The sequence below is a fragment of the Pseudochelatococcus sp. B33 genome (assembly GCF_053570585.1).
Genome location: NZ_JBSEFH010000008.1, coordinates 141,394 through 163,225, shown reverse-complemented (window position 1 = coordinate 163,225; position 21,832 = coordinate 141,394). Strand labels below are relative to the sequence as shown.

21 protein-coding genes are annotated in these 21,832 nt (G+C 65.1%); 8 read left to right on the top strand and 13 right to left on the bottom strand.

Features of this window, described 5'->3' with window-relative positions; all coding sequences use genetic code 11:
• Positions 1-101 precede the first annotated feature (101 nt).
• From ACUSIJ_RS10955 to ACUSIJ_RS10945, 3 genes are all read left to right on the top strand, one after another.
• Complete coding sequence (locus ACUSIJ_RS10955) at positions 102-923, top strand: alpha/beta fold hydrolase (RefSeq protein WP_449308428.1); 822 nt, start codon at positions 102-104, stop codon at positions 921-923.
• Positions 924-1,061: 138 nt separating this feature from the next.
• Positions 1,062-1,895: a TIGR02587 family membrane protein gene (locus tag ACUSIJ_RS10950; protein ID WP_449308427.1), complete on the top strand. Its 834-nt coding sequence runs from the start codon at positions 1,062-1,064 to the stop codon at positions 1,893-1,895.
• A gap of 8 nt (positions 1,896-1,903) precedes the next feature.
• Positions 1,904-2,338, top strand: a complete 435-nt coding sequence (locus tag ACUSIJ_RS10945) for a hypothetical protein (RefSeq protein WP_449308426.1) — start codon at positions 1,904-1,906, stop codon at positions 2,336-2,338.
• Positions 2,339-2,476: 138 nt separating this feature from the next.
• On the opposite strand, the gene ACUSIJ_RS10940 is transcribed toward ACUSIJ_RS10945, so the two are convergent.
• Positions 2,477-2,944 carry a YbhB/YbcL family Raf kinase inhibitor-like protein gene (locus ACUSIJ_RS10940; protein WP_449308425.1) on the bottom strand — a complete coding sequence of 156 codons (468 nt, stop codon included), beginning with the start codon at positions 2,942-2,944 and terminating at the stop codon, positions 2,477-2,479.
• Between the two features lie 426 nt (positions 2,945-3,370).
• On the opposite strand from ACUSIJ_RS10940, the gene ACUSIJ_RS10935 reads away from it, so the two are divergent.
• Positions 3,371-5,947 (top strand): NAD-dependent epimerase/dehydratase family protein, encoded by a 2,577-nt coding sequence (locus tag ACUSIJ_RS10935; protein WP_449308424.1) that lies wholly within the window; start codon positions 3,371-3,373, stop codon positions 5,945-5,947.
• A gap of 34 nt (positions 5,948-5,981) precedes the next feature.
• Here ACUSIJ_RS10935 and ACUSIJ_RS10930 read toward each other — a convergent pair whose 3' ends face one another.
• From ACUSIJ_RS10930 to ACUSIJ_RS10915, 4 genes are all read right to left on the bottom strand, one after another.
• On the bottom strand, positions 5,982-6,290 hold the full coding sequence (locus ACUSIJ_RS10930; RefSeq protein WP_449308423.1) for a hypothetical protein: 309 nt from the start codon (positions 6,288-6,290) through the stop codon (positions 5,982-5,984).
• Between the two features lie 123 nt (positions 6,291-6,413).
• Positions 6,414-8,183: a thiamine pyrophosphate-binding protein gene (locus ACUSIJ_RS10925; protein WP_449308422.1), complete on the bottom strand. Its 1,770-nt coding sequence runs from the start codon at positions 8,181-8,183 to the stop codon at positions 6,414-6,416.
• A 46-nt stretch (positions 8,184-8,229) separates the two neighbouring features.
• Positions 8,230-8,451, bottom strand: a complete 222-nt coding sequence (locus ACUSIJ_RS10920) for a hypothetical protein (RefSeq protein ID WP_449308421.1) — start codon at positions 8,449-8,451, stop codon at positions 8,230-8,232.
• Between the two features lie 129 nt (positions 8,452-8,580).
• Positions 8,581-9,474, bottom strand: a complete 894-nt coding sequence (locus tag ACUSIJ_RS10915; RefSeq protein WP_449308420.1) for an SDR family oxidoreductase — start codon at positions 9,472-9,474, stop codon at positions 8,581-8,583.
• Positions 9,475-9,820: 346 nt separating this feature from the next.
• Here ACUSIJ_RS10915 and ACUSIJ_RS10910 point away from each other — a divergent pair, with 346 nt between their 5' ends.
• Positions 9,821-10,144 carry a PepSY domain-containing protein gene (locus ACUSIJ_RS10910; RefSeq protein WP_449308419.1) on the top strand — a complete coding sequence of 108 codons (324 nt, stop codon included), beginning with the start codon at positions 9,821-9,823 and terminating at the stop codon, positions 10,142-10,144.
• A 10-nt stretch (positions 10,145-10,154) separates the two neighbouring features.
• Positions 10,155-10,748, top strand: coding sequence for a general stress protein (locus ACUSIJ_RS10905; RefSeq protein ID WP_449308418.1), 594 nt, complete (start codon positions 10,155-10,157; stop codon positions 10,746-10,748).
• 51 nt (positions 10,749-10,799) lie between these two features.
• Here the strand turns inward: ACUSIJ_RS10905 and ACUSIJ_RS10900 are convergent, their stop codons facing one another.
• From ACUSIJ_RS10900 to ACUSIJ_RS10865, 8 genes are all read right to left on the bottom strand, one after another.
• Positions 10,800-11,636 carry an IclR family transcriptional regulator gene (locus ACUSIJ_RS10900; RefSeq protein WP_449308417.1) on the bottom strand — a complete coding sequence of 279 codons (837 nt, stop codon included), beginning with the start codon at positions 11,634-11,636 and terminating at the stop codon, positions 10,800-10,802.
• Positions 11,637-11,638: 2 nt separating this feature from the next.
• Positions 11,639-12,358, bottom strand: coding sequence for an ABC transporter ATP-binding protein (locus ACUSIJ_RS10895; protein WP_449308416.1), 720 nt, complete (start codon positions 12,356-12,358; stop codon positions 11,639-11,641).
• Positions 12,359-12,477: 119 nt separating this feature from the next.
• Positions 12,478-13,281 carry an ABC transporter permease gene (locus ACUSIJ_RS10890; protein WP_449308415.1) on the bottom strand — a complete coding sequence of 268 codons (804 nt, stop codon included), beginning with the start codon at positions 13,279-13,281 and terminating at the stop codon, positions 12,478-12,480.
• Positions 13,282-13,415: 134 nt separating this feature from the next.
• Positions 13,416-14,897, bottom strand: a complete 1,482-nt coding sequence (locus ACUSIJ_RS10885; RefSeq protein WP_449308414.1) for an ABC transporter substrate-binding protein — start codon at positions 14,895-14,897, stop codon at positions 13,416-13,418.
• Positions 14,898-14,901: 4 nt separating this feature from the next.
• Positions 14,902-15,813 (bottom strand): ABC transporter substrate-binding protein, encoded by a 912-nt coding sequence (locus ACUSIJ_RS10880; protein ID WP_449308413.1) that lies wholly within the window; start codon positions 15,811-15,813, stop codon positions 14,902-14,904.
• 593 nt (positions 15,814-16,406) lie between these two features.
• On the bottom strand, positions 16,407-17,495 hold the full coding sequence (locus tag ACUSIJ_RS10875) for an ABC transporter substrate-binding protein (protein ID WP_449308412.1): 1,089 nt from the start codon (positions 17,493-17,495) through the stop codon (positions 16,407-16,409).
• A gap of 41 nt (positions 17,496-17,536) precedes the next feature.
• On the bottom strand, positions 17,537-17,866 hold the full coding sequence (locus ACUSIJ_RS10870) for a 4Fe-4S dicluster domain-containing protein (protein WP_449308411.1): 330 nt from the start codon (positions 17,864-17,866) through the stop codon (positions 17,537-17,539).
• A complete protein-coding gene (locus ACUSIJ_RS10865) occupies positions 17,863-19,500 on the bottom strand; it encodes an FAD-binding protein (protein ID WP_449308410.1) in 1,638 nt (545 codons plus the stop codon). The genes ACUSIJ_RS10870 and ACUSIJ_RS10865 overlap by 4 nt, the downstream gene beginning before the upstream one ends.
• A 328-nt stretch (positions 19,501-19,828) precedes the next feature.
• Here ACUSIJ_RS10865 and ACUSIJ_RS10860 point away from each other — a divergent pair, with 328 nt between their 5' ends.
• Entirely contained in the window at positions 19,829-21,451 is a 1,623-nt protein-coding gene (locus ACUSIJ_RS10860) for an FAD-dependent oxidoreductase (RefSeq protein ID WP_449308409.1), read from the top strand.
• Positions 21,448-21,777: a 4Fe-4S binding protein gene (locus ACUSIJ_RS10855; protein ID WP_449308408.1), complete on the top strand. Its 330-nt coding sequence runs from the start codon at positions 21,448-21,450 to the stop codon at positions 21,775-21,777. Before ACUSIJ_RS10860 ends, ACUSIJ_RS10855 begins: the two co-directional genes overlap by 4 nt.
• The last annotated feature ends 55 nt before the right edge of the window (positions 21,778-21,832 follow it).

Sequence of the window (21,832 nt, the reverse complement as noted above, 5' to 3'; positions counted from 1 at the left end):
GTGCGCCTTGTTTCGCGGTCCGTCCGGCATGGGAACCGTTCCTGGATGGGGGCGTTACCTGCCTATAGCCGAACTCGCAGCCGGGCCGGACAGGAGGCAATATGATCAAGGTAAACACCGACCGTGTTCGTCTTCATGTCGAGGACACGGAAGGCACCGGATCCCCGGTCGTGCTGATTCATGGATGGCCCCTTTCGGGTGCCGCCTGGGAGCATCAGGTGTCGGTGGTGAGCGATGCCGGATACCGTGTTATCACATACGATCGCAGGGGGTTCGGCCGCTCCGACAAAACCGGCAAGCGATACGACTACAACACGTTGGCAGATGATCTGGCGGCAATTCTTGTCGACCGCGATCTCCACGATGTGACACTGGTCGGCTTTTCGATGGGTGGCGGCGAAGTCGCCCGCTTTGTCGCCCGTCATGGCGAAGAGCGGCTGCGCAGCATTGTCTTCGCCGCCGCCGTTCCGCCCTACCTGCTGAAAACGGCGAACAACCAGGAGGGTCCCCTGTCGAATGACGAGGCGGAGAAGAAGAAAGAAGCGCTGCTCGCGGATCGCGATGCTTTCTTCGAGGAGTTCACGAGGGATTTTTTCAGCACCAGGGAAGGGCTGAAGGTATCGGAGGAAGAACGCCGGAAAGCGGTGCACCTGTGCCGCGAATCCGGCGAGGAGGCGGCGCTCGGCTGTATGGAAGCCTTCAGCACCACTGATTTTCGGGATGATCTGCGGAAGATCACGGTGCCGACACTTGTCCTTCATGGCGACGCCGATCTCATCGTCCCGTTGGAAGGCTCGGGATTGCGCACGCACAAGGCAGTGTCTGGCAGCCAGCTTGCGGTTATCCCAGGTGCGCCGCATGGCTTGAACGTCAGTCACGCCGATGATTTCAACAAAGCATTGTTGGGGTTTCTGTCCAAATAGAACGATCTGATCAGTGAGGCAGCGGGGAGATGAGCCGCCGAAGCGGCGGACGTGGGCCAATACGGTCTCTCGCGCAGGCGAGACCGGCACATCAAACCGGAAAAGCACGAGGTGCAGCCCGGGTGCGGGAGGAACGGATTGTCGAACGCGCGCAAGACGCGATCTGCGGATGCGGGTAAGGCACTGCAGGATCTCGGCCGCGCAGCCGGCGGCGCGCTGATATTCTCGCTGCCGATGCTCATGACCGCGGAGATGTGGTCGCTGGGCTTCACCATGGATCGCCTGCGCTTGCTGCTCCTGCTCGTGATCGCGCTGCCGCTGCTGATCGGCCTGTCGCGCCGGATCGGTTTCGAGAAAGTGCAGAGATGGTCGAGCAGCTTCCTCGACAGTCTCCTGGCGCTGGGGGTCGCGGGTGTGGTGTGCTCGTTGATCCTATACGTTTTCGGCGTGGTCGGACCCGGAATGGGGTGGGACGAGATCGTCGGTAAAATCGTCGTCCAGATGATTCCGGCGGCCATCGGCGCGCTCCTAGCAAGAAGCCAGTTCGGCACCTCCGGTGAAGACGCTCCGGGCAAGGAGGAAACCTATGTCGGCGAGCTTTTTCTGATGGGGGTCGGCGCCTTGTTTCTGGGCCTCAACGTCGCGCCGACGGATGATGTCATGGAAATTTCATACCGCATGACCGACGTGCAGGCATTGATCCTGACAATCCTTTCGCCGCTTCTGATGCATGGTTTCGTCTTTGCCGTGGCCTTCACCGGCGGGTCGGAGCTTTCGCCTGACACGCCGTGGTGGAGCGCCTTCGCCCGCTTCACGCTGCCGGGGTATGCCATCGCGCTGCTGTGCAGCTTTGGCCTGCTCTGGTTGTTCGGACGCTTGGACGGCATGTCTTTCGACAGTGCGGTGGTCGCCGTGGTGGTGCTGGCCTTTCCCTCCGCCATTGGCGCCGCCGCGGCGCGTCTCATCCTATAGGAACGGCAATGCCCGAGGATGTTCAAGTACCCGAGGATCCCGATGCCGATCAGGCCCGGATGCACGGCTGCGGGAGCCGTGTTGTCGAATGGACAATCGCCGGAGCCGCCTCGCTCGTGGTCGGAGCGATGATGATCTACCTTGCCTATCAGGCATTGAACCTCGGAGACCGTCCGCCCGAGTTCATCATCATGACGGAGAGGATCGATCGGGTCGAGGCCGGCACGGTGGTGAGCGTGGCGCTTCACAACCGGGGCGAGGTGGCGGCGGCGGCCGTTACGCTGATATCTTCGATCCGTATGCCATCCGGGGCAGTCGAGACGCAGGAACTCGTGTTCGACTACGTGCCTGCCCGCTCCGTCCGGCGTGGCGCAGTCATCTTTCCTTCCGCGTTGATGATGAACGGGCTCACGTTTCAGATTGGCGGCTATCGCGAACTATAAGTTCCGGTATTCGACTCGGTCAAACAGGAAATATTTCTTGCGAGACCTGTTGCACAGCGTTTCGTTGTTTCCGTAAAATGATGAAACGCTCTAAAATCACGATCAACAGCTTGAAAGGATTGTGCGGGATTCTCCTTCTCAGGGCGATTCGAACGTGCCCATCAGTCTGGCTTCCCCCAGGACATGCTTTCCCACCTCCTTCAGGACATCGTCTATGGGGACCTTTCCACCAAGCCCCAACGTCTCCACGTCGAGCGCCACCAGGCGGAAGTGGTAGCGATGCACGCCGTGTCCCGGCGGGGGCTGGGGTCCGTCATAGTGCGGATTGCCGAAATCGTTGACACCACGCCCGAGGTTTTCTGTCCTCGTACCTGCCGTCGTTCCTTCCGGCAGTGCGGTGCGCTGTGCGTCGATGTCGTAGACAGCCCAATGGCGGAACAGGCCGGAAGGCACATCGGGATCCTCCACCACCAGGGCGAAGCTTTTCGTCCCTTCCGGGGCGTCGGACCATTCCAGCGGTGGCGACACGTTCTCGCCATTGCGGGAATATTTGGGCGGCAGTTTTTCGCCGTCGGCGAAGACAGGGCTTCTGAGGGTAAAGACCACGATTTGTCACCTCCATGGACGGACGCTGTTGGCGCCTAATCGCGCGGGCGCTTTTTTGTTCCTGCGGGGCGGAACCGGAAAGTGGCCGGAAGCGACACGTCAACCACAGGGTCGTTCCGATGCGCGCGGGCGGAACATTCAACGGTCTGCGGGGTTGGGAGGCTCTCGGGTTCCACAGCCTCCCAACCTGACAGCGAATGAAAAGGAGACAAGCCGTGACGGACATCAAAACACGTGTGGATCAGAGTCCAGCGCCGGGCATGCCCGATAATTGCAGTCTGAAGTTCGGGATCGCCGCTCGAACATCGACGTATTCGACTTCAGCATCGCTGAGGACGAAATGAACGTTCTGAATGTCTGAACGAGGAATACTCCTCGCTCGGCAAGTTTTCCTACGTGTAGCAAGCAACCTGAAAGGCGGAATACATGAGCTTTCAGGAGTCAGGGAGGGCCGCCGTCGACAAGGGCTCCCTCCGCCCTGCCGTCCTCATCACCGGCAGCAGCGGCTTTCTGGGCCGCTCGATCGCTCGCGGCCTGATGGAACGGTATCAGGTCATCGGTCTCGACGTCACCAAGCCGCAGCACCCCTTGGATGGCGTCGAGACGATCGAGATCGATCTCACTTCGGATTCGAGCGTGAGGAAGGCGCTGGACGAGGTCCGTGCCCTGGCGGGTGGCCGGATCGCCTCCGTCATTCATCTGGCCGCCTATTACGACACGACAGGCGAGGACAATCCGAAATACGATGAGGTGACCGTCCAGGGAACGCGCCGTCTGCTGGCGGGTCTCAAGGGATTCGATACGGAACAGTTCGTTTTCTCAAGCACGCTGCTCGTGCACGCTCCGAGCCCCGCGACGGGAACGAGGATCGATGAGGATGCTCCGATCGAACCGGCCTGGGCCTATCCGCGCTCGAAGGCCGAAACGGAAACATTGATCCTGAACGAGCGCGACGACATCAAGGTCGCGATCCTGAGGCTCGCAGGCGTTTACGACGAGGATTGCCGGGCGGCGTTCATCGCCCAGCAGATCGCCCGCATCTTCGAGCGCCTGCCGACCGCCTATCTCTTCACCGGCGACATAAAAACCGGCCAGCCCTATCTTCACAGGGACGATCTCGTCGATGCCGTGGTGCGGCTGGTCGACCGGCGCAACGAGCTTTCCGACGAAACCGTGCTGCTGATCGGCGAGGAGGAAACGCCGACCTACGACGAGATGCAGAAGCGCATCGGCCGCCTGCTGCACGGTGAGGCGTGGCGGACGCTGTCGCTCCCCAAGGAGGTGACGAAGCTCGGCGTCTGGATGCAGGAGAAGGTCCTCGACCAGGAGACCGACATCAAGCTGTGGATGGTCGAGAATGCCGACGACCATTACGAGATCGACATCTCGCGCGCGAGGAGGCTCCTCGAATGGCAACCCCGGCACAGTCTGACCGCGACCCTCCCGGAGATGATCCGGCGGCTCAAGGCCGACCCGACCGGCTGGTACGAGACGAACAAGCTTGAACCTGCGACGGTCGCAACGTCCGATCCCGAGCTCGATCAGGCCGCGGAGAGGCTGCGGCAGCCTCTGGAGCGCTCCGAGCAAGAGGTGGAGGCAGAGACGGCAGGGCATCGCGCGCGGACGTTCTGGGCACCGCTGACCAATGCCGTTATCGGGCTGTGGCTCGTGGCTTCGCCCTTTACGCTCGGTCTGTTCGATCCGCCCGCGGCAGTGCCGATACCGCCGGCGCTGGGGCATGACATCGCGGCGCCCGAAACGCGCGACGCCAGCCTCGGCATCAGCGAGATCGTATCCGGAATCCTCGTCATCGCCTGCGCGCTCCTCGGCCTGCGCGGCCGCTGGCACGGACTGCAGTGGCTCACGGCCACCATCGGCGTCTGGGTGATGTTCGCGCCGCTCGTGTTCTGGACCTCGAGCGCGGGAGCCTACGCCATCGATACCTTGGCCGGCATGCTGATCGTGACGTTCGCGGTCATCATCCCGCCGCCGCCGGGCGTCGGCCGGCGGGCGCTGGCCGCCGATGACGACCGGCCGCTCGGCTGGAGCTACTCGCCATCGACCTTCAGCCAGCGCATCCACATCATCGCTCTCGCCTTCCTCGGCCTGCTCGTCTCGCGCTATCTCGCGGCCTATCAGCTCGGGCATATCGAGCACCTGTGGGATCCGTTCTTCGGCCCGGGCGATGCTGCGGTCGCCAATGGCAGCGAGGCGGTGGTCACATCATGGGTTTCCAAGGGCTTCCCCATCGCCGATGCGGGACTTGGCGCCTTCGCCTATGGGCTCGATATCCTGGCGGGTGCGATCGGCGACCGCCGCCGCTGGCGCACCATGCCGTGGATGGTGATCCTGTTCGGTCTGTTGGTCATACCCCTCGGGCTCGTGAGCGTGGGCTTCATCGTGATCCAGCCGCCACTGATCGGTGCGCTGTGCGCGCTCTGCATCGTGCAGGCCGCCTTGACGGTGCTGCTCATTCCCTATTCGATCGACGAGGTGCTCGCGAGCTGCCAGTATCTCTGGAGCGCAAAGAAGGCGGGCGAGCCGTTCTGGCGCACCTTCTGGCGTGGCGGTCCGACGCTCTCGCAAAATCAGTCGCCCGGACCCGATCTCGACCGGCCGCTGTCGGTGCTCCTGCGGGACATCGTCACCGGCGGCGTCAACTTCCCCTGGACGCTGGTCGCGAGCTCTCTCGTCGGCATGTTGCTGATGACCACGCCACTGACCTTCGGCACGGCTCCGCCGCTTTATTACAGCGACCACGTGACGGGCTGTCTTGTCATCCTCGTCGCCGTTACGGCCATGGCGGAGGTGGCGAGGGCGGTGCGCTTCGCCAACGTCGCCCTTGGAGCATGGGTGGCCGTGTCCCCCTTCGTCCTCGATGGCGGCGCGCCGGTGGCGACGATCGCCAATGTCCTGATCGGCGTCGCGCTCGTCGGACTCAGCCTGCCGCGCGGCACCCGCAGCGACGCGCATTACGGCGGATGGGACCGGGCGATCGTGTGAAGTCCCACGGTACGGATGTCCTGTCCGCCGTCGATTATCGCACCACTACGTTGCGGGCACCTGTCTCGTGGAAAGCCCGCTCGGCCTTGGCGACTTCCTCATCCGTCACGTCGGCCGATACTTCGATCTCACCGTGTAGCGGAGCGTCCGAGCGGCTTCCGTTCCCTTGCGCGGCATCTGCGCCCGAGGGTTTCGTGCCCGCGGTATTCTGAGTGTCGGTTGCCTGCACGAAGACATTATTGCGCGCGATCCCATGTTGCTGCACGAGATGCTCCACCGCGCGGTCGGCGGCTTCCCGGGTCTTGAATGTGGCCCGGACTGTTTTCACGCTGTCGTCTGCCATTGTGACATCTCCTGCTATTCCAGGGGCTTCAGGTTTCCAAACACGCGCGGGGACCGGTGGTTCCACGTCCGCCGCGTTCTCGCCTCGCCGCCTGTTTGGGCGAAGAACGTTGAGGATGCCGCTTCAGTTGCCGGAATTGCCGAATTGCTGCGTATCGACCAGCGGGCTGCGCTCGATATTGCTGCGGATTTGCGGTGCGCCGGGCGTTTCCGGCAGTGCCGCTTGAAGATTCTGCGCATAATCATCGGGCAGGATGGGCGGCAGCATCGGCTCGTATCGATCGACCTTCGCCTGGATCAAGACCGGCCCCTTCGCGGAAAACGCCGCATCGAGGATGGTTTCCATATCATCGTGCTTCTCGATGGTGAAACCCGTTGCTCCCATGGCCTGCGCGGCCAAAGCGAAATCGATGGGCGCCAGCTCGCAGGCGAACTGCGGATTGCCGAGAAACATCATCTGCTCCCAGGCGATCTGGTTCAGCATCTCGTTGCGCAGCACGAGCAGCTTGAGCGGCAGTTCGTGCAGCACCGCGGTCGAGAATTCGCCGAGCTGCATCGCCAGTCCGCCGTCGCCCACCACGGCAAAAAGCGGGCGACCGGGATGGGCAATGCCGGCCGCCACCGCGAACGGGACGGCGGAAGCCATGGAGGCAAGAGCGCCGGAAACGGCGAAATCATTCTCCACCCCGAGATCGATATGCCGGGCGGCGAGTTCCGTGTTCTGGCCGGAGTCCGTGACCAGCACGCCATTGGCGGCGATGCGTTTCCCGAACGCCTTCACCACCGCCGCCGGCTTCAGCGGCGATCCGGCGTCCTGCTCCATCTCGGCCAGTTTCCTGCGCCACTCGACCATGCTTTCCTGCGCCTGCTGCAGGAAGCTACGGTCGTTTTTCCGCTCCAGTCGCTCGTTGAGCAGGCGGAGCGTCGGGACCGTATCCCCGACAAGCCCCGCTTCGACCGGATAGCGCAGGCCGACACGCCGGCTGCTGTCGTCGATCTGTACCGCGCGGGCCGCGCCGGGATCGGGATAATATTCGATATAGGGGAAGGACGACCCCACGATCAGCAATGCGTCGCATTCCTTCATGATCTTCTGGGACGGCGCCGTTCCGAGGATGCCGATACCGCCCGTGCAATGCGGATGCACGTCGGCCATCACCGTCTTGCCGAGAAGCGCCTTCGCGACCGGCGCCGCCAGCAGATCGGAGGTGTGCGCGAGCTCCTTCTCCGCGCCCAGCGCCCCACGGCCGGCCAGGATAGCCACCCGCTTCGCCGCATTCAGCAGCTCCACAGCGCGGTCGATCTGCTCCTCGCCGGGCAGGTTGCGGGTGGGGAACCAGCGGTTGGGAACATGGCCGGGCCGGTTGCGCGGGGAGCGCTCACTGTCCTCGATCGATTGCTCCTGCGTGTCGTTGGCCACCGAGAGATGGGCCACGCCCCGCCCGGAAAGCGCCGAGCGGCAGGCAAGGCTCGCGACGTTTTGCATGTGCACGGCATCGTGAACCGTCGCGTTGTAGAGAGCGACGTCGCTGAAGACCTTGGTGAGATCGACATCCTGCTGGGTGAAGGTGTGAAGCAGGTCGTGAAACTGCATGCCGGTGATCGCCAGCACCGGAAGCTGGTCCAGCTTGGCGTCGTAGAGGCCGGTCAGAAGGTTGGTGCCGCCCGGCCCCGAGGTCGCAAGGCAGACGCCCAGCTTGCCGGTGGCGCGGGCGTAGCCTGAGGCCATAAAGGCCGCTGAGGCCTCATGGCGGACCTGGACGAAACGGATCTTGTCCTGACGTGTGCGCAGCGCCTCCATGATGCCGTTTATGCCGTCGCCGGGCAGACCGAAGACGACCTCCACATTCCATTCGATCAGTGTCTCGACGAGCACGTCCGCCGCATTGCGCATTCTCTCCTCCTTCACTAGGGTGGGAACCCCTGCCTGCGTCCTGCCGCTATCGATTGCCTCGGGGGCGATTGCCTCTGGGGCGATCGCGCGGGTTTACACCGCCCGAGCGAGTAGCGTTGTTCTCCGTGTCTCCCTCGAACGTGCTGTTGCCTTTCAGCAGGTCTGCATCTTCGGCCGAACCCAGCCCGGGCGACTGGCCGATGCCGGGGTTTTCCTTCAGGTCCTTGTCGGACGGCTTCCTGGTCTTGCTGTGTTTCTGTGCGGTCATGGGGAACCTCCCTGGGTCGATATGCCCCTCCCAACCACGAAATCCGTTTCAGGTTCCCTCCACGGCGTGCCCGGCCGTGAAAACGCAATCCAAGCGACCGCTCGTCTGCCATCGCTGCCGTTCGCGGTATCACGCGATCCCCTTGCCCCCGGTCACGCCATAGACCTCTCCGTTGATGAAGCTTCCTTCCTGCGAGGCGAGCAGGACGTAGACGGGGGCGATCTCCACGGGTTGCCCGGGCCGGCCGAAATCACTGTCCTTGCCGAAATTGCGCACCTCGTCATCCGGCTGGCCGCCGCTCGGCTGCAGCGCCGTCCAGAATGGTCCCGGGGCGACCGCGTTGGCGCGTATCCCCTTCTTGATGACCTGCTTGGCGAGTGCCTTGGTGTAGGCGACGATCCCTGCCTTCGTGGTCGCGTAGTCGAGCAGGATTTCGGAGGGCTGGTAGGCCTGAATCGAGGCCGTGGTGATGATGGATGCGCCTGCCGGCAGATGCGGCAGCGCCGCCTGCGTGATCCAGTGCAACGCGTAGAGATTGGTCTTGAGCGTCTTGTCGAGATCCTCCGTCGAGACCTGGTCGACCGTCTCCCGATATTGCTGGCGGCCTGCGTTGACGACGAGAATGTCGAGCCCGCCGAGCCCGGTGACGGCCTCCTCCACGAGCTTGCGGTTCCACGCCTCATCCGTTATATCGCCGGGAAACCCGATTGCCTTGCGCCCGCCGGCCCGGATCAGGGCGATGACGTCGTTGGCGTCCGGCTCTTCCTCCGGCAGATAGGAGAGGGCGACATCCGCGCCTTCCCGGGCGAAGGCGATGGCCACGGCCCGGCCTATTCCTGAATCGCCGCCGGTGACCAGCGCCTTGCGCCCCTCGAGCCGGCCCGAACCCTTATAACTCTCTTCGCCATGATCCGGTGTCGGCTGCAACTTGCCGGCAAGCCCGGGCCGCGGCTGCGGCTGATCCGGAAAAGGCGGGTGGGGATATTGTTTCCGTGGATCCTGCATTTCAAGGCGGTCCGTCATATCCGTATCTCCTGATTGAGGGCGACGAAGAGGGTCGTGCGGCATTACGGGCTCTCGCGCGACGGTGCCGATATCCGCTGGCTCGTTCCGCAATCCTCATGGCAATCCTGTGCCCGCGGATCGGGTCGAGGTCTCAAGCGCCCGCGGAAACCCCATACCGAATACCCGGCGTGCGGTCTGTGTTCCTGGCCGGTGGAAGGAATATTCGTCTCTCTCGCGGGTCAGCGGTGGAGGATGCCCAAAAATCCGGACCAATGGTCAAAATCGAAAATCCAACACGGAACCAAGCGACGCGTGTCGCTCTTTCCTTTCAGGCGCTGCATCACCGCGCCGGAAAGGAGAGACCGTGAAAACGACATTCATGACTTTGGCGGCGATTTCGTTCGCTTCCGCCGCAGCGTTCGCTCAGGAGCCGCCGCCGCGTGCGCCCGGCCCTGAAAGCGATCCCCCCACGATCATCACACCCGGCACGCCAGACCGTGCGGCTCCGGTTCCGGGGGAGAACAGTTTCACCGAGGAGCAGGCGCGGGAACGCATCGTTGAGGCCGGCTATACCGATGTTGGTCCCCTGAGCCTCGATCCAAACGGTGTATGGCGGGGAACGGCCGCCAAGAACGGCCTGACCGTCAACGTCGGCGTCGACTATGAGGGCAATGTGGTCGAGCAATGAGGAGGAAGCCATGCCTACGATATCAGGACTGTTCGATACTTACGATGATGCCCGCCGCGCTGTCGCCGCACTTGAGGCGGCGGGTGTCGGCTCCACCGATATCAGCATCATCTCACATGATGAAAGCGTCGATACCGGCAACCTCGCTGCCGAGGGGGCCGGGACCGGTGCGGGAATCGGCGCTGTCGCCGGCGGTGCCGGTGGCCTGCTCGCGGGCCTGGGTCTCGTTGCCATTCCGGGCGTCGGCCCGGTCGTAGCGGCCGGCTGGCTGGCGGCCACGCTCACGGGAGCCGCGGCGGGTGCCGTAGCCGGGGGCGCGGCAGGCGGGCTGATCGGCGCACTGACGGAATCGGGGGTTTCCGAGGGGGAAGCGGAATTCTATGCCGAGGGAGTTCGTCGCGGGGGCACGATCGTCGTGGCGCGGGTCAATGAAGCGCAAGTCGACGCCGCGACCGACATTCTACATCAATCGAATGCTATTGACCCCCAGGTTCGCCGACGCATCTTCGAAGAAGAAGGATGGACGCGTTTCGACGAAAGCGCAGCGCCCTATACGCCGGAAGAGAGGCGACGGTTGCGCGAGCGCTACCGCAATGTGTTGTGACGCGAACATGGCGCGCATAGCCCCCCGACCACGAAACGCCCAGATGAGTTTTTACCCGGAGTGCCCGAGCCTTTCCATGATCGGAAGCTTGGCCACGAGGCGGGTCGCGTTGTGCAGGAGCTCCAGCAGGTATTCCAAACGCTCGGCAGACATTCGCGAGACGGGTCCCTGGATGCCGATGGCGATGCGCGCCGTGTCGCCGCCCGTGGCGACCATTGCAAGTGAGCGCACGCCAAGGTGGCTCTCCTCGTCCTCGACGGCGTAGCCTGTCTGGCGGATGCGTTCGAGGTCCGCCAGCAGGACGTCGGTGCGGGAGATGGAACGGGGCGTCATCGGGTGCAGCCGCCCGAGCGCGGCGACCGTCTGCGCCAGGCTGGCGCCGCCCGATGCCAGCAATGCCTTGCCCATGGCGGAGCAGTGGATCGGTATGCGCTCACCCGCGCGATGCATGAAGCGCAGTTGCTGGGAGGAGCCCGAGGACAGCAGGACGACGACGCAAAGGCCGTCACGGATGCCGAGGCTGGTCGATTCGCCCGTCTCCTCGGCGAGGCCGCGCAGCACGTCGAGCGCGACGCCGTAACCGTTGCTGGAGAAGGTGGAGCCGGCGAGCGCCAGCAGCATCGGTCCGACGAAGTAACGCTCCTCGCCGTCGTTGCGCCGCAGCACGCCGGTGAGCGTCAGCGTCTGCAGCATGCGGTAGGCGGTGCTGACGTTCATGCCGGTCTGGCGGGCGAGCTCCGTCAGGGTCTTGCCTTCGGCGCTGTCGACGAAGCAGCCGATGAGCGCCACCGCTTTCAGGACCGACTGGTTATGGACGACGCTGGGCGCCGCCGAGCCGCTCGACGTGACGCTCTCGTCCCTGTTCGTGCCGCCTGCGAGTACCGTCATGCCTATCCCGCCTGTTCTTCCACGCCGAGTTCGGCAAGCAGTCGCCCGCGCAGACCGACCACCGTCGGGTCCGAGCGCAGGCGCGGGGAGGGGATGTCGACCGCCAGATCGAGGGAAATAACCCCGTCCGTGAGCACCAGGATGCGGTCGGCGAGCTGGATCGCCTCGTCCACGTCGTGCGTCACCAGCAGCACCGCCGGCTGATACTTGGCGCACAGAGCGCGCAGCAGCGCGTGCATCTTCAGGCGGGTCAGGGCGTCAAGCGCGCCGAAGGGCTCGTCGAGCAGCAGGAGGTCGGGGCGGCGCGCCAGGGCACGCGCCAGCGCCACGCGCTGGGCCTCGCCGCCGGACAGCGTCGCCGGCCAGGCGTCGGCGTGGCCCGCCAGGCCCACTTCCGCCAGTACCTGCCGCGCCCGCTCGCTCGCGCCCCCGCCATCGAGCCCGAGCACGATATTGGCCAGCACACGCTTCCATGGAATGAGGCGTGCGTCCTGGAATACGACGGCGCGCTCCGCCGCGACGAGCACGGTGCCCTCGATGTCGGCATCGAGCCCTGCGAGCACGCGCAGGAAAGTGCTCTTGCCCGAGCCGCTGCGCCCGAGCAGGGCAACGAATTCGCCGGGCGCGATATCGACACCGATGCCGTCGAGCACCGGCCTGCCTTCGAAGACACGGCGCAAGCCGGCCGCATGGACTGCGAGGTTTCTGTCGTGGACCGTCATGCCATTTCCCGTTTTGTGTCACGATGCGGCATCGGGTGTGCCAGATAGCTATAACGCGTTACAAGGACCCGCTGCATCGACCGTCGGCCTCATTCCCCAGAATATCGTGTGCCGACACCTCATTCGCCGAGATAGCCCCGCCGCCATGAGAGCAGGGTGCGCTCCAGATAGCGCACGAAGGTGTAGCTCAGGAGGCCGAGCACGGCATAGATGGTGATGACGAGGACCATGACGTCGAGCTGCCACCAGCTCCGCGCCTCGCTCATCAGCGTGCCCAGCCCGTACTTGGCGTTGATCGTCTCGGCGAACACGAGCGCGAGCCAGGCGTTGGTGAGGCTCATGCGCAGGCCGACGAGAAAGCCCGGCAGGGAGCCCGGCAGCACGATGTGCCACACCCGTTGCCAATGGCCGAGACCGAGTGTGCGCGCGGACTCGATCAGGCGGGAGTCGACGTTCCTGATCGCACCGTAGGTATTGATGTAGATCGGCATGCAGACGCTGAGTGTAATCAGCAGCAGTTTGGGCGTCTCCTGGATGCCGAACCAGATGATGAACAGCGGCACCAGCGTGAAATTGGGGATGGCCTTGAAGATCTGCATGACGGAATCGATCGTGTCCTCGAAGCGCGTAGCTGTACCCGCCACCACGGCCAGGAGGAGCCCGATGCCGAGGCCGAAGACGAGGCCGATGAGGGCGCGCTGCAGCGACGCCCACAGGTGCTCCTGCAGCACGCCGTCGAGGGTGAGCTCGATCCCCGCCCGCACGACTTCCCACGGGGCGGGGAAAACGCGCGGTCCGAGTACCTGCGTGGCGCTGAGCAGCGCCCAGATCGCCAGCAGTCCGAGCGGGCCGTAGAGCCTGCGCACCCCCTGCGGCATTCCCGGCCGCTTGCGCTGCCCCGCGAGCGCGCTGATATCCACCATGGCACCCCGAAGGGCCCGCCTGCTCGCACTGCTCCCGGCCGGAGCGGCAGCGGAGGGTGCCCGGGACGCGGCTTGCGGTGTCGCCTGAAGGGCGGTTTGGGGGGCTTCCCCATGGGTAATGATCTGCGTCGACATCAGTTGGTGCTCCCGCCGCGTTGCGCCTCCGCCGATTGCGGGCCGGGATTGGCGGCGATGACGGCGTTGAAGCGGTCGTCGAAGCCGATGGCGGCATCGATCGCGGTCGTGGCGACGCCCGCCTTGTGGAACACTTCCGCCTGGCTCTGGTTGGCGGCGATCACGCCAGCATCGATCGGCACGTAGACGGTGATGCTTTCGGCGGCATTCAGCGCTGCGTCCTGCGGCTTCTGGCGGCCGGCCTTCGCAAAGATCTCCGTTACCTTGTCGAGGTTCTGCGACTGCCAGACGGCGGCCTTCTGCAACCTCACCAGGATGTCGGCGACCGCGGCCTCGCGGGCGGGATCTTTCAGCACCTCCGGGCGCGCGACGAACCAGGAATAGTTGTCGTAGAGCCCCTCGGAGGTCGCGAGCACGACGCCGTCACCGCTCGTGATGAGCGGACGGGCGTTGCTGACCGCCGTCACCAGCGCGTCGACCGAGCCGCCGACGAAGGCGGCGCGCGCCTCGGACAGGGGCATCAGCGCCAGATTGACGCTGGCGAGGTCAAGTCCCGCCTTCTCGGCGGCGATGGCGAAGAAGTAGTGGTTGGCGGTACCCTTGGCGAAGCTCGCCGTCTTGCCGGCAAGATCCTTGACCGAGGCGATGCCGGCGTTGGGGCGGACGATGATCGCCGTGCCCGCCCGGTTGAGCTGGAGATTGGCGCCGACGATCACATAGGGCCTGTCGTCGACCGTCCACGGGCGCGACGCATTGGCCTGATTGAGCACCGGTGTCGAGAAGTTGAGGCCGACGTCGACATCGATCGCACCCGCGTGCAGCGCCTCGACGGCGGCGTTGGCGCCGTCGAAATTGGCCCAGGTGAGCTTGTAGGGCGTATCCGCGAACACGCCGGAAGCCTCCAGCAGGGCGGTCGCGATGCTGTTGCCGCTGCTCTGGATGCCGATGGTCAGCGATACGCCGGAAAGATCGGGCTCCGCCGCGCGGGCATCTGCGGCGAGGGCGAAAGCGCCGGCGAGGGCGAGAGCTGCGGCGCGCAGCCAGACCGGCAGGAGACTGCGGGGGGAACGGAGGCGGGGAAGCGCGGTCATGGTCACTCCTTTCGGGTCGAAGATTAGGCTGCCGATCAGTACGTGGAGCTGGCTGAGGAGGATCTGGAGCAGCGTGATATCCGCCGTCGACCGCGAGATGACCTCGCCGCTCGCGAGGGCGCGTTTCCAGCCTTCCCCCTGTTCCCCGTTGCCCTGGCTCGCTCCGGCGTAACCGATGTCGAGCGCCTGCACGTGGCGGAAGACGGCGTTGCGCAGGTCGTGCTGGACGGAAAAGCCGAAGCCGTTGCCATTCCGGCGGCGGATAACGGTGCTCGCCGCCGAAGCCAGCCCGGGGCGGCCGCCGTCCGCGCCGGCGCCATCCCGACCAACCCGCCGGGGAGCAGGCCGGGATTGGCTGGCATTTCGCTTCGATCCGGGGATCGGCTCCACGATGTCAGGCCACGGAGAGGATGCGGTTGTCCACCAGGTGGAGATAGGTATCGTCCGGCTGAATCAGGTCCCACGACAGCATCCAGTTGTAGGTGCGGTCGAAATCCTTCTGGGAATAAGGTGCAGGATCGGCGTAGCGCAGGCGGCTGCGGGAGAAGTCGTGCGGCTCCAGCTTGACGATCGACGGATCGACGTCGTCGATGAGATACTTGACGTACGGGTAAGGGTCCTGCTGCAGCACGGCCACCGCGCGGCGGACGGCACGGTTGATCGCCTCGAAAGTCTCGGCGTCGAGCTCCGGACTGCCGATCTCGAGACCGACGTAATGGGCTTCCGCGATGGTCTTGTAACCGAGCTTCTCCGCAACCGTGATCCACGGCTCCATCAATGCGACGGCGTCGACGTGGCCGTCGCGCAGGGCGAGGAAGCGGTTGGCGCCCTCGACGTGGACGATCTTGATCTCCTCGCGCGGCAGGAAGCCCTCGAGGAGCTGCAACGCGACGTAATGGGAACCGTGGTGGAAGTTCACGCCGATCGGGATGTCCGCGAGGTCCTGCGGGATCAGCACCGGCGAATCCGGACGCACGATAATGGCCTGGCTGGCGCGCGCCGCGCGCTTGGCGACGACCTGGCCGCCGACGTTGCTGTCCTGCGTCCGGCGCACCTGACCCCATTCGCAGGCACGGTAGAGCAGGGTTTCGCCGGATTCGAACGGCGAAGGACCGCCGAAGGAGGAGACGTTGTGGTGATCCTCAATGAGCTGGATCGCTTCCAGATCGGTCGCATGCCCCTTGCCGCGCCTGATGAATTCAAGCTCAAGACCCTCGTCGGCGAAGAAGCCGAGTTCGCGCGCAACGTAGTAGGGCAGCGAGAAGACGGTGCCGCTAACCTCGTTCCGGATTTTTCTCAAAGCCATTGGTTTCAATCCTCTTAGTCACGGTTATATTGATACAATCTGTCGAAACGGTAGGAAATTATGTCCGTGGCAAAATTTTGTAAAGTAGGTAATTTCAATCTTCGATATCAATTTTCAAAATGAGGCTCGCATACGCAACGAGGGTATTCCCCAGCGCTGAGGGGGTGACTGGTGAGGCAGCGGAAGCGATTGCCGTGTTTGCGTTGCCCAGAGCATTGCCATGGCCGACCAGAGCGGATGGTTCGCCCTGCGTCAAAAGGCTTTCAGAATAAAATTAGTTTTCATTTATGATGTGCGCCATGCGCAGGCTCCATGCGCCGATGTATCCGCATGGCCGCTTGTGAGGCCTCGTCGTTTCTGACGACGGCATCGGGCTGCAGGTCAACCCAGGACCGTTTGCCTGATTGCACCTCTGGGCTTTGTTTTATTGGGGGGCGGTTTGCAAGCAGCCGTCATGCTGCGGGTAGGCGGAAGAGGCCTGGGAGGGGGCGGTATAAACCGCTCATCACCATGCCGGAACTCGCCGCCGAACCGGCCGGGCGGGGCACGGTGGTTGCCCTCCCCGTGGCACACCGGGGAGGGCGCAATCTTACTTACTCCACCGGTTCGCCGTCCGCTTTGCGGGCGACCCAGTAGTTCTCGTAGCCCAGTTCCTTGAGGACCTCATTCAGATAGCTGTCGTCGATCCACTCGTTCAGATCGAATGCCCGGCGGATCAGCTTGTCACCGGCTGCGAAGTCGATGCCGGCCTGCACGTTGGCCTTGTAGAAGTCGTCGAGCAGGGGACTCGCGCGATCTACCAGCCGGTCGCCGTCGTAGTCCTTGACGAAAGACTCCCGGGGCGTGCCTGTCAGCGACCACAGATCGAACAGCTCGTCCCGGTTCTCCTCCTGCGATGCGTAATGAGCCGCCTCGACGTAGTTCTTGACGATACGCTTGACAACGTGGGGATATTTCTCGGCAAAGGCGTCCGTGACGATCAGCGAGCCGAACGTGGTTCCGGGCGCGAGCTTGCCCTTCGTCGAATAGACGACCTCGGCGATCCCCTTGTCGACCAGATGCAGCACGTTGGAGCCGCCGGCGACGATGGCATCTATATCGCCTGTGGTGATTGCCGATATCTGGTCGGCGCTTTGCAGGTCGAAGACCTGCAGGTCCTGCACGGTCAGTCCGGCCTGCTTGAGGATGATGAACAGGCTGAGCTCGTTGATGGTGCCGCGGGCAACGGCGAGCTTCTTGCCCTTGAGGTCGGCGATCGTCTTGATGCCCGACGAGGGCGTCGCGACCAGATAGATGGGACTGGTGCCGTAGGAGGCAAGGACGCGCGTCTTCAGCCCCGCGCCGCGGCCGACGATGTTCGGCAACCCGCCGTAGCTCGCGACGTCCAGTTGCCCGTTGGCGAAGGCCTCGTTGATGGCGGGGCCGGTGCCGCGCGGAAACTGCCAGGAGAACGTGATCCCTTCCTTCTCGAATTCCTTTTCGAGCAGCTCCTTCGCCTTCAGCACCCCGAACGGGCCGCTGCCATAGGGCTTGCCGGTGGCGTTGCCGGGCGCCGCGAGCCGGATCTCCTTGGGGAATTCCTCGGCCGTCTGCGCCCTCACCGGGGTGAAGGAAAGCCCTACCGATAGCGCGAGGGCGCCGCTTGCCAGAGCCTTGAAAATGCCTCTGCGATTGGGATGCATGGCTCGTTGATCCTTTCAGATGATTAGCGTGGGAAGGGAAACTATTCTGCCGCCAAGCGCAGGAAGAGCGTCGGATCGCGGTCTGCGCCCGCCATCTTGCCGCGCTTCCAGCCGAGCAGCCGGGCGTAACTGCCGAACAGGCCGCGCTGTTCGACCTCGTCTTCGGTGATGAGGGTCGGCCCGTCGGCTGCCTCGGCGACGTAGAGGGCGTCGGTCGGGCAGTAGATCTCGCACAGGAAGCACGTTTGGCAGTCGTTCTGGCGGGCGATGACCGGCGCGCCGTCCTCCGTGGCGTCGAAGACGTTGGCGGGACAGACCTTGATGCAGATGTCGCATTCGATACAGCGCCGCTGCGAGACGATTTCGATCATGATGCTACTCCCAGAAATGCGTCGGCCACGGTGTCGGCGCGGATCTCGTCGACGCCCGACAGGATGATGCTGTGAAGGAAGGCGTCGCTGCTCTGCGGATGGTCCGTCCGACGGTGCAGACCGCGGGTTTCCGTGCGCAACAGGGCGGCCTTGAGCGACCAGCGTGCCGTCGCCGCGACTGCGGCGGCCTCCCGGCTGCGCAGACGCTCGACCCCTTCGAGCAGCAGGTGGCCGCGGATGTCGGACCACAGGCTGTCGAGCCTTTGCGCTCCGGCCAATAGCGTTTCTGCGCGGCGGAAATAGTTCTTCTCAAGGGGCACGACCTCCTCCCGCACCGCCTCGACGACGTCGCGCGGCGTCAGGTCGGCGCGCACGTGGGCGGCAGGGCGCAGGCCCGCCCTGCCCAGCGGCTTCGACGTCTGCCGGAACGCGGCTGAAGCGGCGGAACGGCGCGCGCAGGCGGCTGCGCCGGCGCCGGCCCACCAGCCACTGGCGATGGCCCATGACGCGTTCACCGCCCCGCCGCCCGACTGGGCACCCGCGACGCGCTCGCGGCTCGCCGCATCGCCTGCCGCATAGAGGCCGGGGACGCCGGTGCCGCAATCCTCCGTGGCCAGATGAATGCCGCCGGTGCCGCGAACGGTCCCTTCCGCCTTGAGCGTGACGCGGAAGAGATCGCGGAACGGGTTGACGCCCGTGCGGTCGTACGGCAGCACGCAATTGGGCTGTCCGCGCCGCATCCAGTCCTGGACCGCAGGTTCGGCAAGGTCGAGGCGCGCATGGACCGGACCATCGATCATCGCCCGGGCGATGATGCGCTCGTGGTTGCGGCCGCCTGCGTTCCGCAGCGGGGCACTGTCCTCGTCGGTGAGCGGGGTGCCGTCCTCGCGATAGAAGCTCGCCCATCGGTAGGGCAGCCCCTTGTTGAGCGAGGTGCCGAACGGTGCGAGCGTATATTTGCCGGTGAATTCCATGCCCGACAGGCAGGCGCCCGCTTCCGCGGCCATCAGATAGGCGTCCCCGGTCAGGCCGGTGCCACCCAGGATGCGTTCGTAGAAGGCGCATCCGCCCGTCGCCAGCACGACGGCCCGGGCATTCACCTGCCAGTCCCTGAGACGCTGGCGGTCGACGCCCGCCGCGCCCGTCACCGCAGCGCCATCGCTGAGCAGTTCGAGCGCCGGATGGTGATCGAGCACGGTCACGCGCGACAACAGCACCTTGCGGCGCATGAACTGCATGTAGTCCGGACCGCGCAAATTGGCGAGATAAAGCCCACCGCCGTCGTTGGCCGGGAACGGATAACCCCATTCCGCGAGTTTCAGCAGGTTCTCGTAGGCGCGGTCGACACAGCGCACCATCCAGCGCTGGTCGCCGAGGCCCTCCGTGCGCCGCCAGCGCCGTTCCACGGCCGCCTGACGATGCGCGTCGGGCGGCACGCACCAGGTGCCGGTATTGGATGGCGCGGTCGCCCCCGACGTGCCGAGATAGCCCTTGTCGGCCAGCACCACCGAAGCGCCGGCCTGCGCGGCGGCGATTGCCGCCCATGCCGCCGCAGGCCCGCCGCCGATGACGAGAACGTCCGCGTCGAGATGCAACGGCCCGGTGCTGCGCAAATCCTTACGTTTGAGAGTCATGTCGCGAACAACCTATGGCTGGGATCAAGCCGCCGGCCGGGCGGGGAGAAGCCGGACGAAACCTGCGTCCGTCGCGCTGCCCCGCCGTTCGTGACCGCGGGTGAAGCGGAAGCGTGCGCCCTGCGGGGCGTGGGCGTGGCTTCCGATGCTGCGAAGAACGTCGAAATATAATCATACAAATTCTATTGACTCAATAGATATATCTGCCCATTGTGACGGGCGTGATTTCGAGGATTGCGGATTGCGGCCGATGGCAGGGGGCTGGCCCTCTCATGGCATGGGCCGGCAATCGCGGCGCAGTTCCATGCATTTTCCGGAGGCGGTGGACATGGCAGATATCGTTGGGATCGGGAAGGCGTCCTCACCCGGCGCTTCGTTCGAGCTCAATGCCGACGTGCTGGTCATCGGCGGCGGACCGGCAGGCGCGTGGGCAGCGATTGCCGCGGCTGCGCGCGGTGCGAAGGTTGTGCTCGCCGACAAGGGATTCTGCGGCACATCCGGAGCGACCGCGCCGTCGGGCACCGGGGTGTGGTATGTCCCTCCGGACACGGCCAGGCGCAGCGCCGCCATGAACAGCCGCTGGGATCTCGGCGGCAGGCTGGCCGATCCCGCCTGGATGCGGCGTGTTCTCGACCGCACCTATGAAAATCTCAACCTGCTTGCCGAATGGGGCTATCCATTCCCGGATGACGGCGAGGGCGGCAGCATCCGCACCAATCTCGACGGTCCCGATTACATGCGTCTGATGCGCAAGCGGGTGAAGGGCGCGGGCGTGAAGATCCTCGACCACCATCCGGCGCTCGAACTGCTGCGCGATCAGGACGGCGCTGCGGCAGGGGCGATCGGCGTGCGTATCCAGAAGGGCGGCACCTGGCTGGTGCGCGCCGGCGCCGTGGTGATCGCCACCGGCGGCTGCGCCTTTCTCGGCAAGGCGCTCGGCTGCAACGTGCTGACCGGCGACGGCTATCTGATGGCGGCGGAGCTCGGAGCCGAGCTGTCGGGCATGGAGTTCTCCAACGCCTATGCCATGGCGCTGGAGGGCGGCTCTGTCACCAAGACGCGGTTCTACTCGTGGGCGACCTTCACCCACGCCGACGGTACGCCAGTCCCCGGCGCGGCGTCGAAGGGCGGGCGCTCGGCCATCGCGCGGGCGCTGACGCGGGGCAAGGTCTATGCCCAGCTCTCCGGCGTGAGCCCCGAGGCACAGATCGCCATGCGCCATGCACAGCCCAATTTCTTCCTGCCGCTCGATCGCGTCGGCATTGATCCCTTTACCCAGCGTTTTCCCATCACGCTGCGGCTGGAGGGTACGGTGCGCGGCACCGGCGGGCTGCGCATCGTCGACGCCACTTGCGCGACGACCGTCCCCGGCCTCTACGCGGCGGGCGATGCGGCGACGCGCCAGCCGATCTGCGGCGGTTTCACCGGCGGCGGCAGCCACAACGCCGCCTGGGCGACGTCGTCCGGCTTCTGGGCGGGCAGCGGCGCGGGCGACTACGCGCGACGTCCGCAACTGCGCTCGCGGGCTTTCCTGCGCGCCGGCGGTCGCGGGCTCGCAGAGGGCGACGGCCGGCCTGTGCATGCCGCCGGGCTGACCCGGGCCGTTCAGGACGAGGTCTACCCCTTCGAGCGCAACTACTTCCGCTCCGGAGAAGGGCTGACGGATTCCCTCGGCCGTCTTGACGCGCTGTGGCGGGAGGTGGCCGCTGCCGGCGCCGCGCCGCTCGAGACGGCGCAGAAAACGCGCGAGAGCATCGCCATGCTGGCGACCGCGCGGTGGATGTACCGCAGCGCGCTGGCACGCACCGAAAGCCGCGGCATGCACAAGCGGGAGGATCATCCCGCCCGCGACGACGCCCAGCGCCATTACATCACCAGCGGCGGTCTCGATGAGGTGTGGACGCGCGCCGTCGCCGCGCCGTCGCTTGAGGCTGAGGTGCTGGCGGCATGATCGAGGTCATCAGCGAGCAGCGCTGTACGGCCTGCAACATCTGTGTCGCCGTATGTCCGACCAATGTCTTCGATATCGTGCCGGACAAGCAGCCGCCGGTCATCGCGCGGCAGGAAGACTGCCAGACCTGCTTCATGTGCGAGGTCTATTGCCCCGACGACGCGCTCTACGTCGCCCCGGACGCCGAGAACGTGACCGGCGTGACGGCCGATGAGCTGGAGCGCGCCGGGGTATTCGGCTCCTACCGCAAGTCGCTCGGATGGGCGAAGGGCGGCCGCGTCCGGCCGCCGCCGGAAATCATGCGCAGCCTCGATGCGGCGCCGTGAGTTGCCGTGAGCCGTCGCCGCCCGCACGGGGAAGGGCGCCGGCAGACACGCCAGA

Excerpts from the sequence above, each read along its gene's own strand:
- ACUSIJ_RS10955 (WP_449308428.1), top strand. The coding sequence starts at position 102 with ATGATCAAGGTAAACACCGACCGTGTTCGTCTTCATGTCGAGGACACG.
- ACUSIJ_RS10945 (WP_449308426.1), top strand. The coding sequence starts at position 1,904 with ATGCCCGAGGATGTTCAAGTACCCGAGGATCCCGATGCCGATCAGGCC.
- ACUSIJ_RS10935 (WP_449308424.1), top strand. The coding sequence starts at position 3,371 with ATGAGCTTTCAGGAGTCAGGGAGGGCCGCCGTCGACAAGGGCTCCCTC.
- ACUSIJ_RS10930 (WP_449308423.1), bottom strand. The coding sequence starts at position 6,290 with ATGGCAGACGACAGCGTGAAAACAGTCCGGGCCACATTCAAGACCCGG.
- ACUSIJ_RS10925 (WP_449308422.1), bottom strand. The coding sequence starts at position 8,183 with ATGCGCAATGCGGCGGACGTGCTCGTCGAGACACTGATCGAATGGAAT.
- ACUSIJ_RS10920 (WP_449308421.1), bottom strand. The coding sequence starts at position 8,451 with ATGACCGCACAGAAACACAGCAAGACCAGGAAGCCGTCCGACAAGGAC.
- ACUSIJ_RS10915 (WP_449308420.1), bottom strand. The coding sequence starts at position 9,474 with ATGACGGACCGCCTTGAAATGCAGGATCCACGGAAACAATATCCCCAC.
- ACUSIJ_RS10905 (WP_449308418.1), top strand. The coding sequence starts at position 10,155 with ATGCCTACGATATCAGGACTGTTCGATACTTACGATGATGCCCGCCGC.
- ACUSIJ_RS10900 (WP_449308417.1), bottom strand. The coding sequence starts at position 11,636 with ATGACGGTACTCGCAGGCGGCACGAACAGGGACGAGAGCGTCACGTCG.
- ACUSIJ_RS10895 (WP_449308416.1), bottom strand. The coding sequence starts at position 12,358 with ATGACGGTCCACGACAGAAACCTCGCAGTCCATGCGGCCGGCTTGCGC.
- ACUSIJ_RS10890 (WP_449308415.1), bottom strand. The coding sequence starts at position 13,281 with ATGGTGGATATCAGCGCGCTCGCGGGGCAGCGCAAGCGGCCGGGAATG.
- ACUSIJ_RS10880 (WP_449308413.1), bottom strand. The coding sequence starts at position 15,813 with ATGGCTTTGAGAAAAATCCGGAACGAGGTTAGCGGCACCGTCTTCTCG.
- ACUSIJ_RS10875 (WP_449308412.1), bottom strand. The coding sequence starts at position 17,495 with ATGCATCCCAATCGCAGAGGCATTTTCAAGGCTCTGGCAAGCGGCGCC.
- ACUSIJ_RS10870 (WP_449308411.1), bottom strand. The coding sequence starts at position 17,866 with ATGATCGAAATCGTCTCGCAGCGGCGCTGTATCGAATGCGACATCTGC.
- ACUSIJ_RS10865 (WP_449308410.1), bottom strand. The coding sequence starts at position 19,500 with ATGACTCTCAAACGTAAGGATTTGCGCAGCACCGGGCCGTTGCATCTC.
- ACUSIJ_RS10860 (WP_449308409.1), top strand. The coding sequence starts at position 19,829 with ATGGCAGATATCGTTGGGATCGGGAAGGCGTCCTCACCCGGCGCTTCG.
- ACUSIJ_RS10855 (WP_449308408.1), top strand. The coding sequence starts at position 21,448 with ATGATCGAGGTCATCAGCGAGCAGCGCTGTACGGCCTGCAACATCTGT.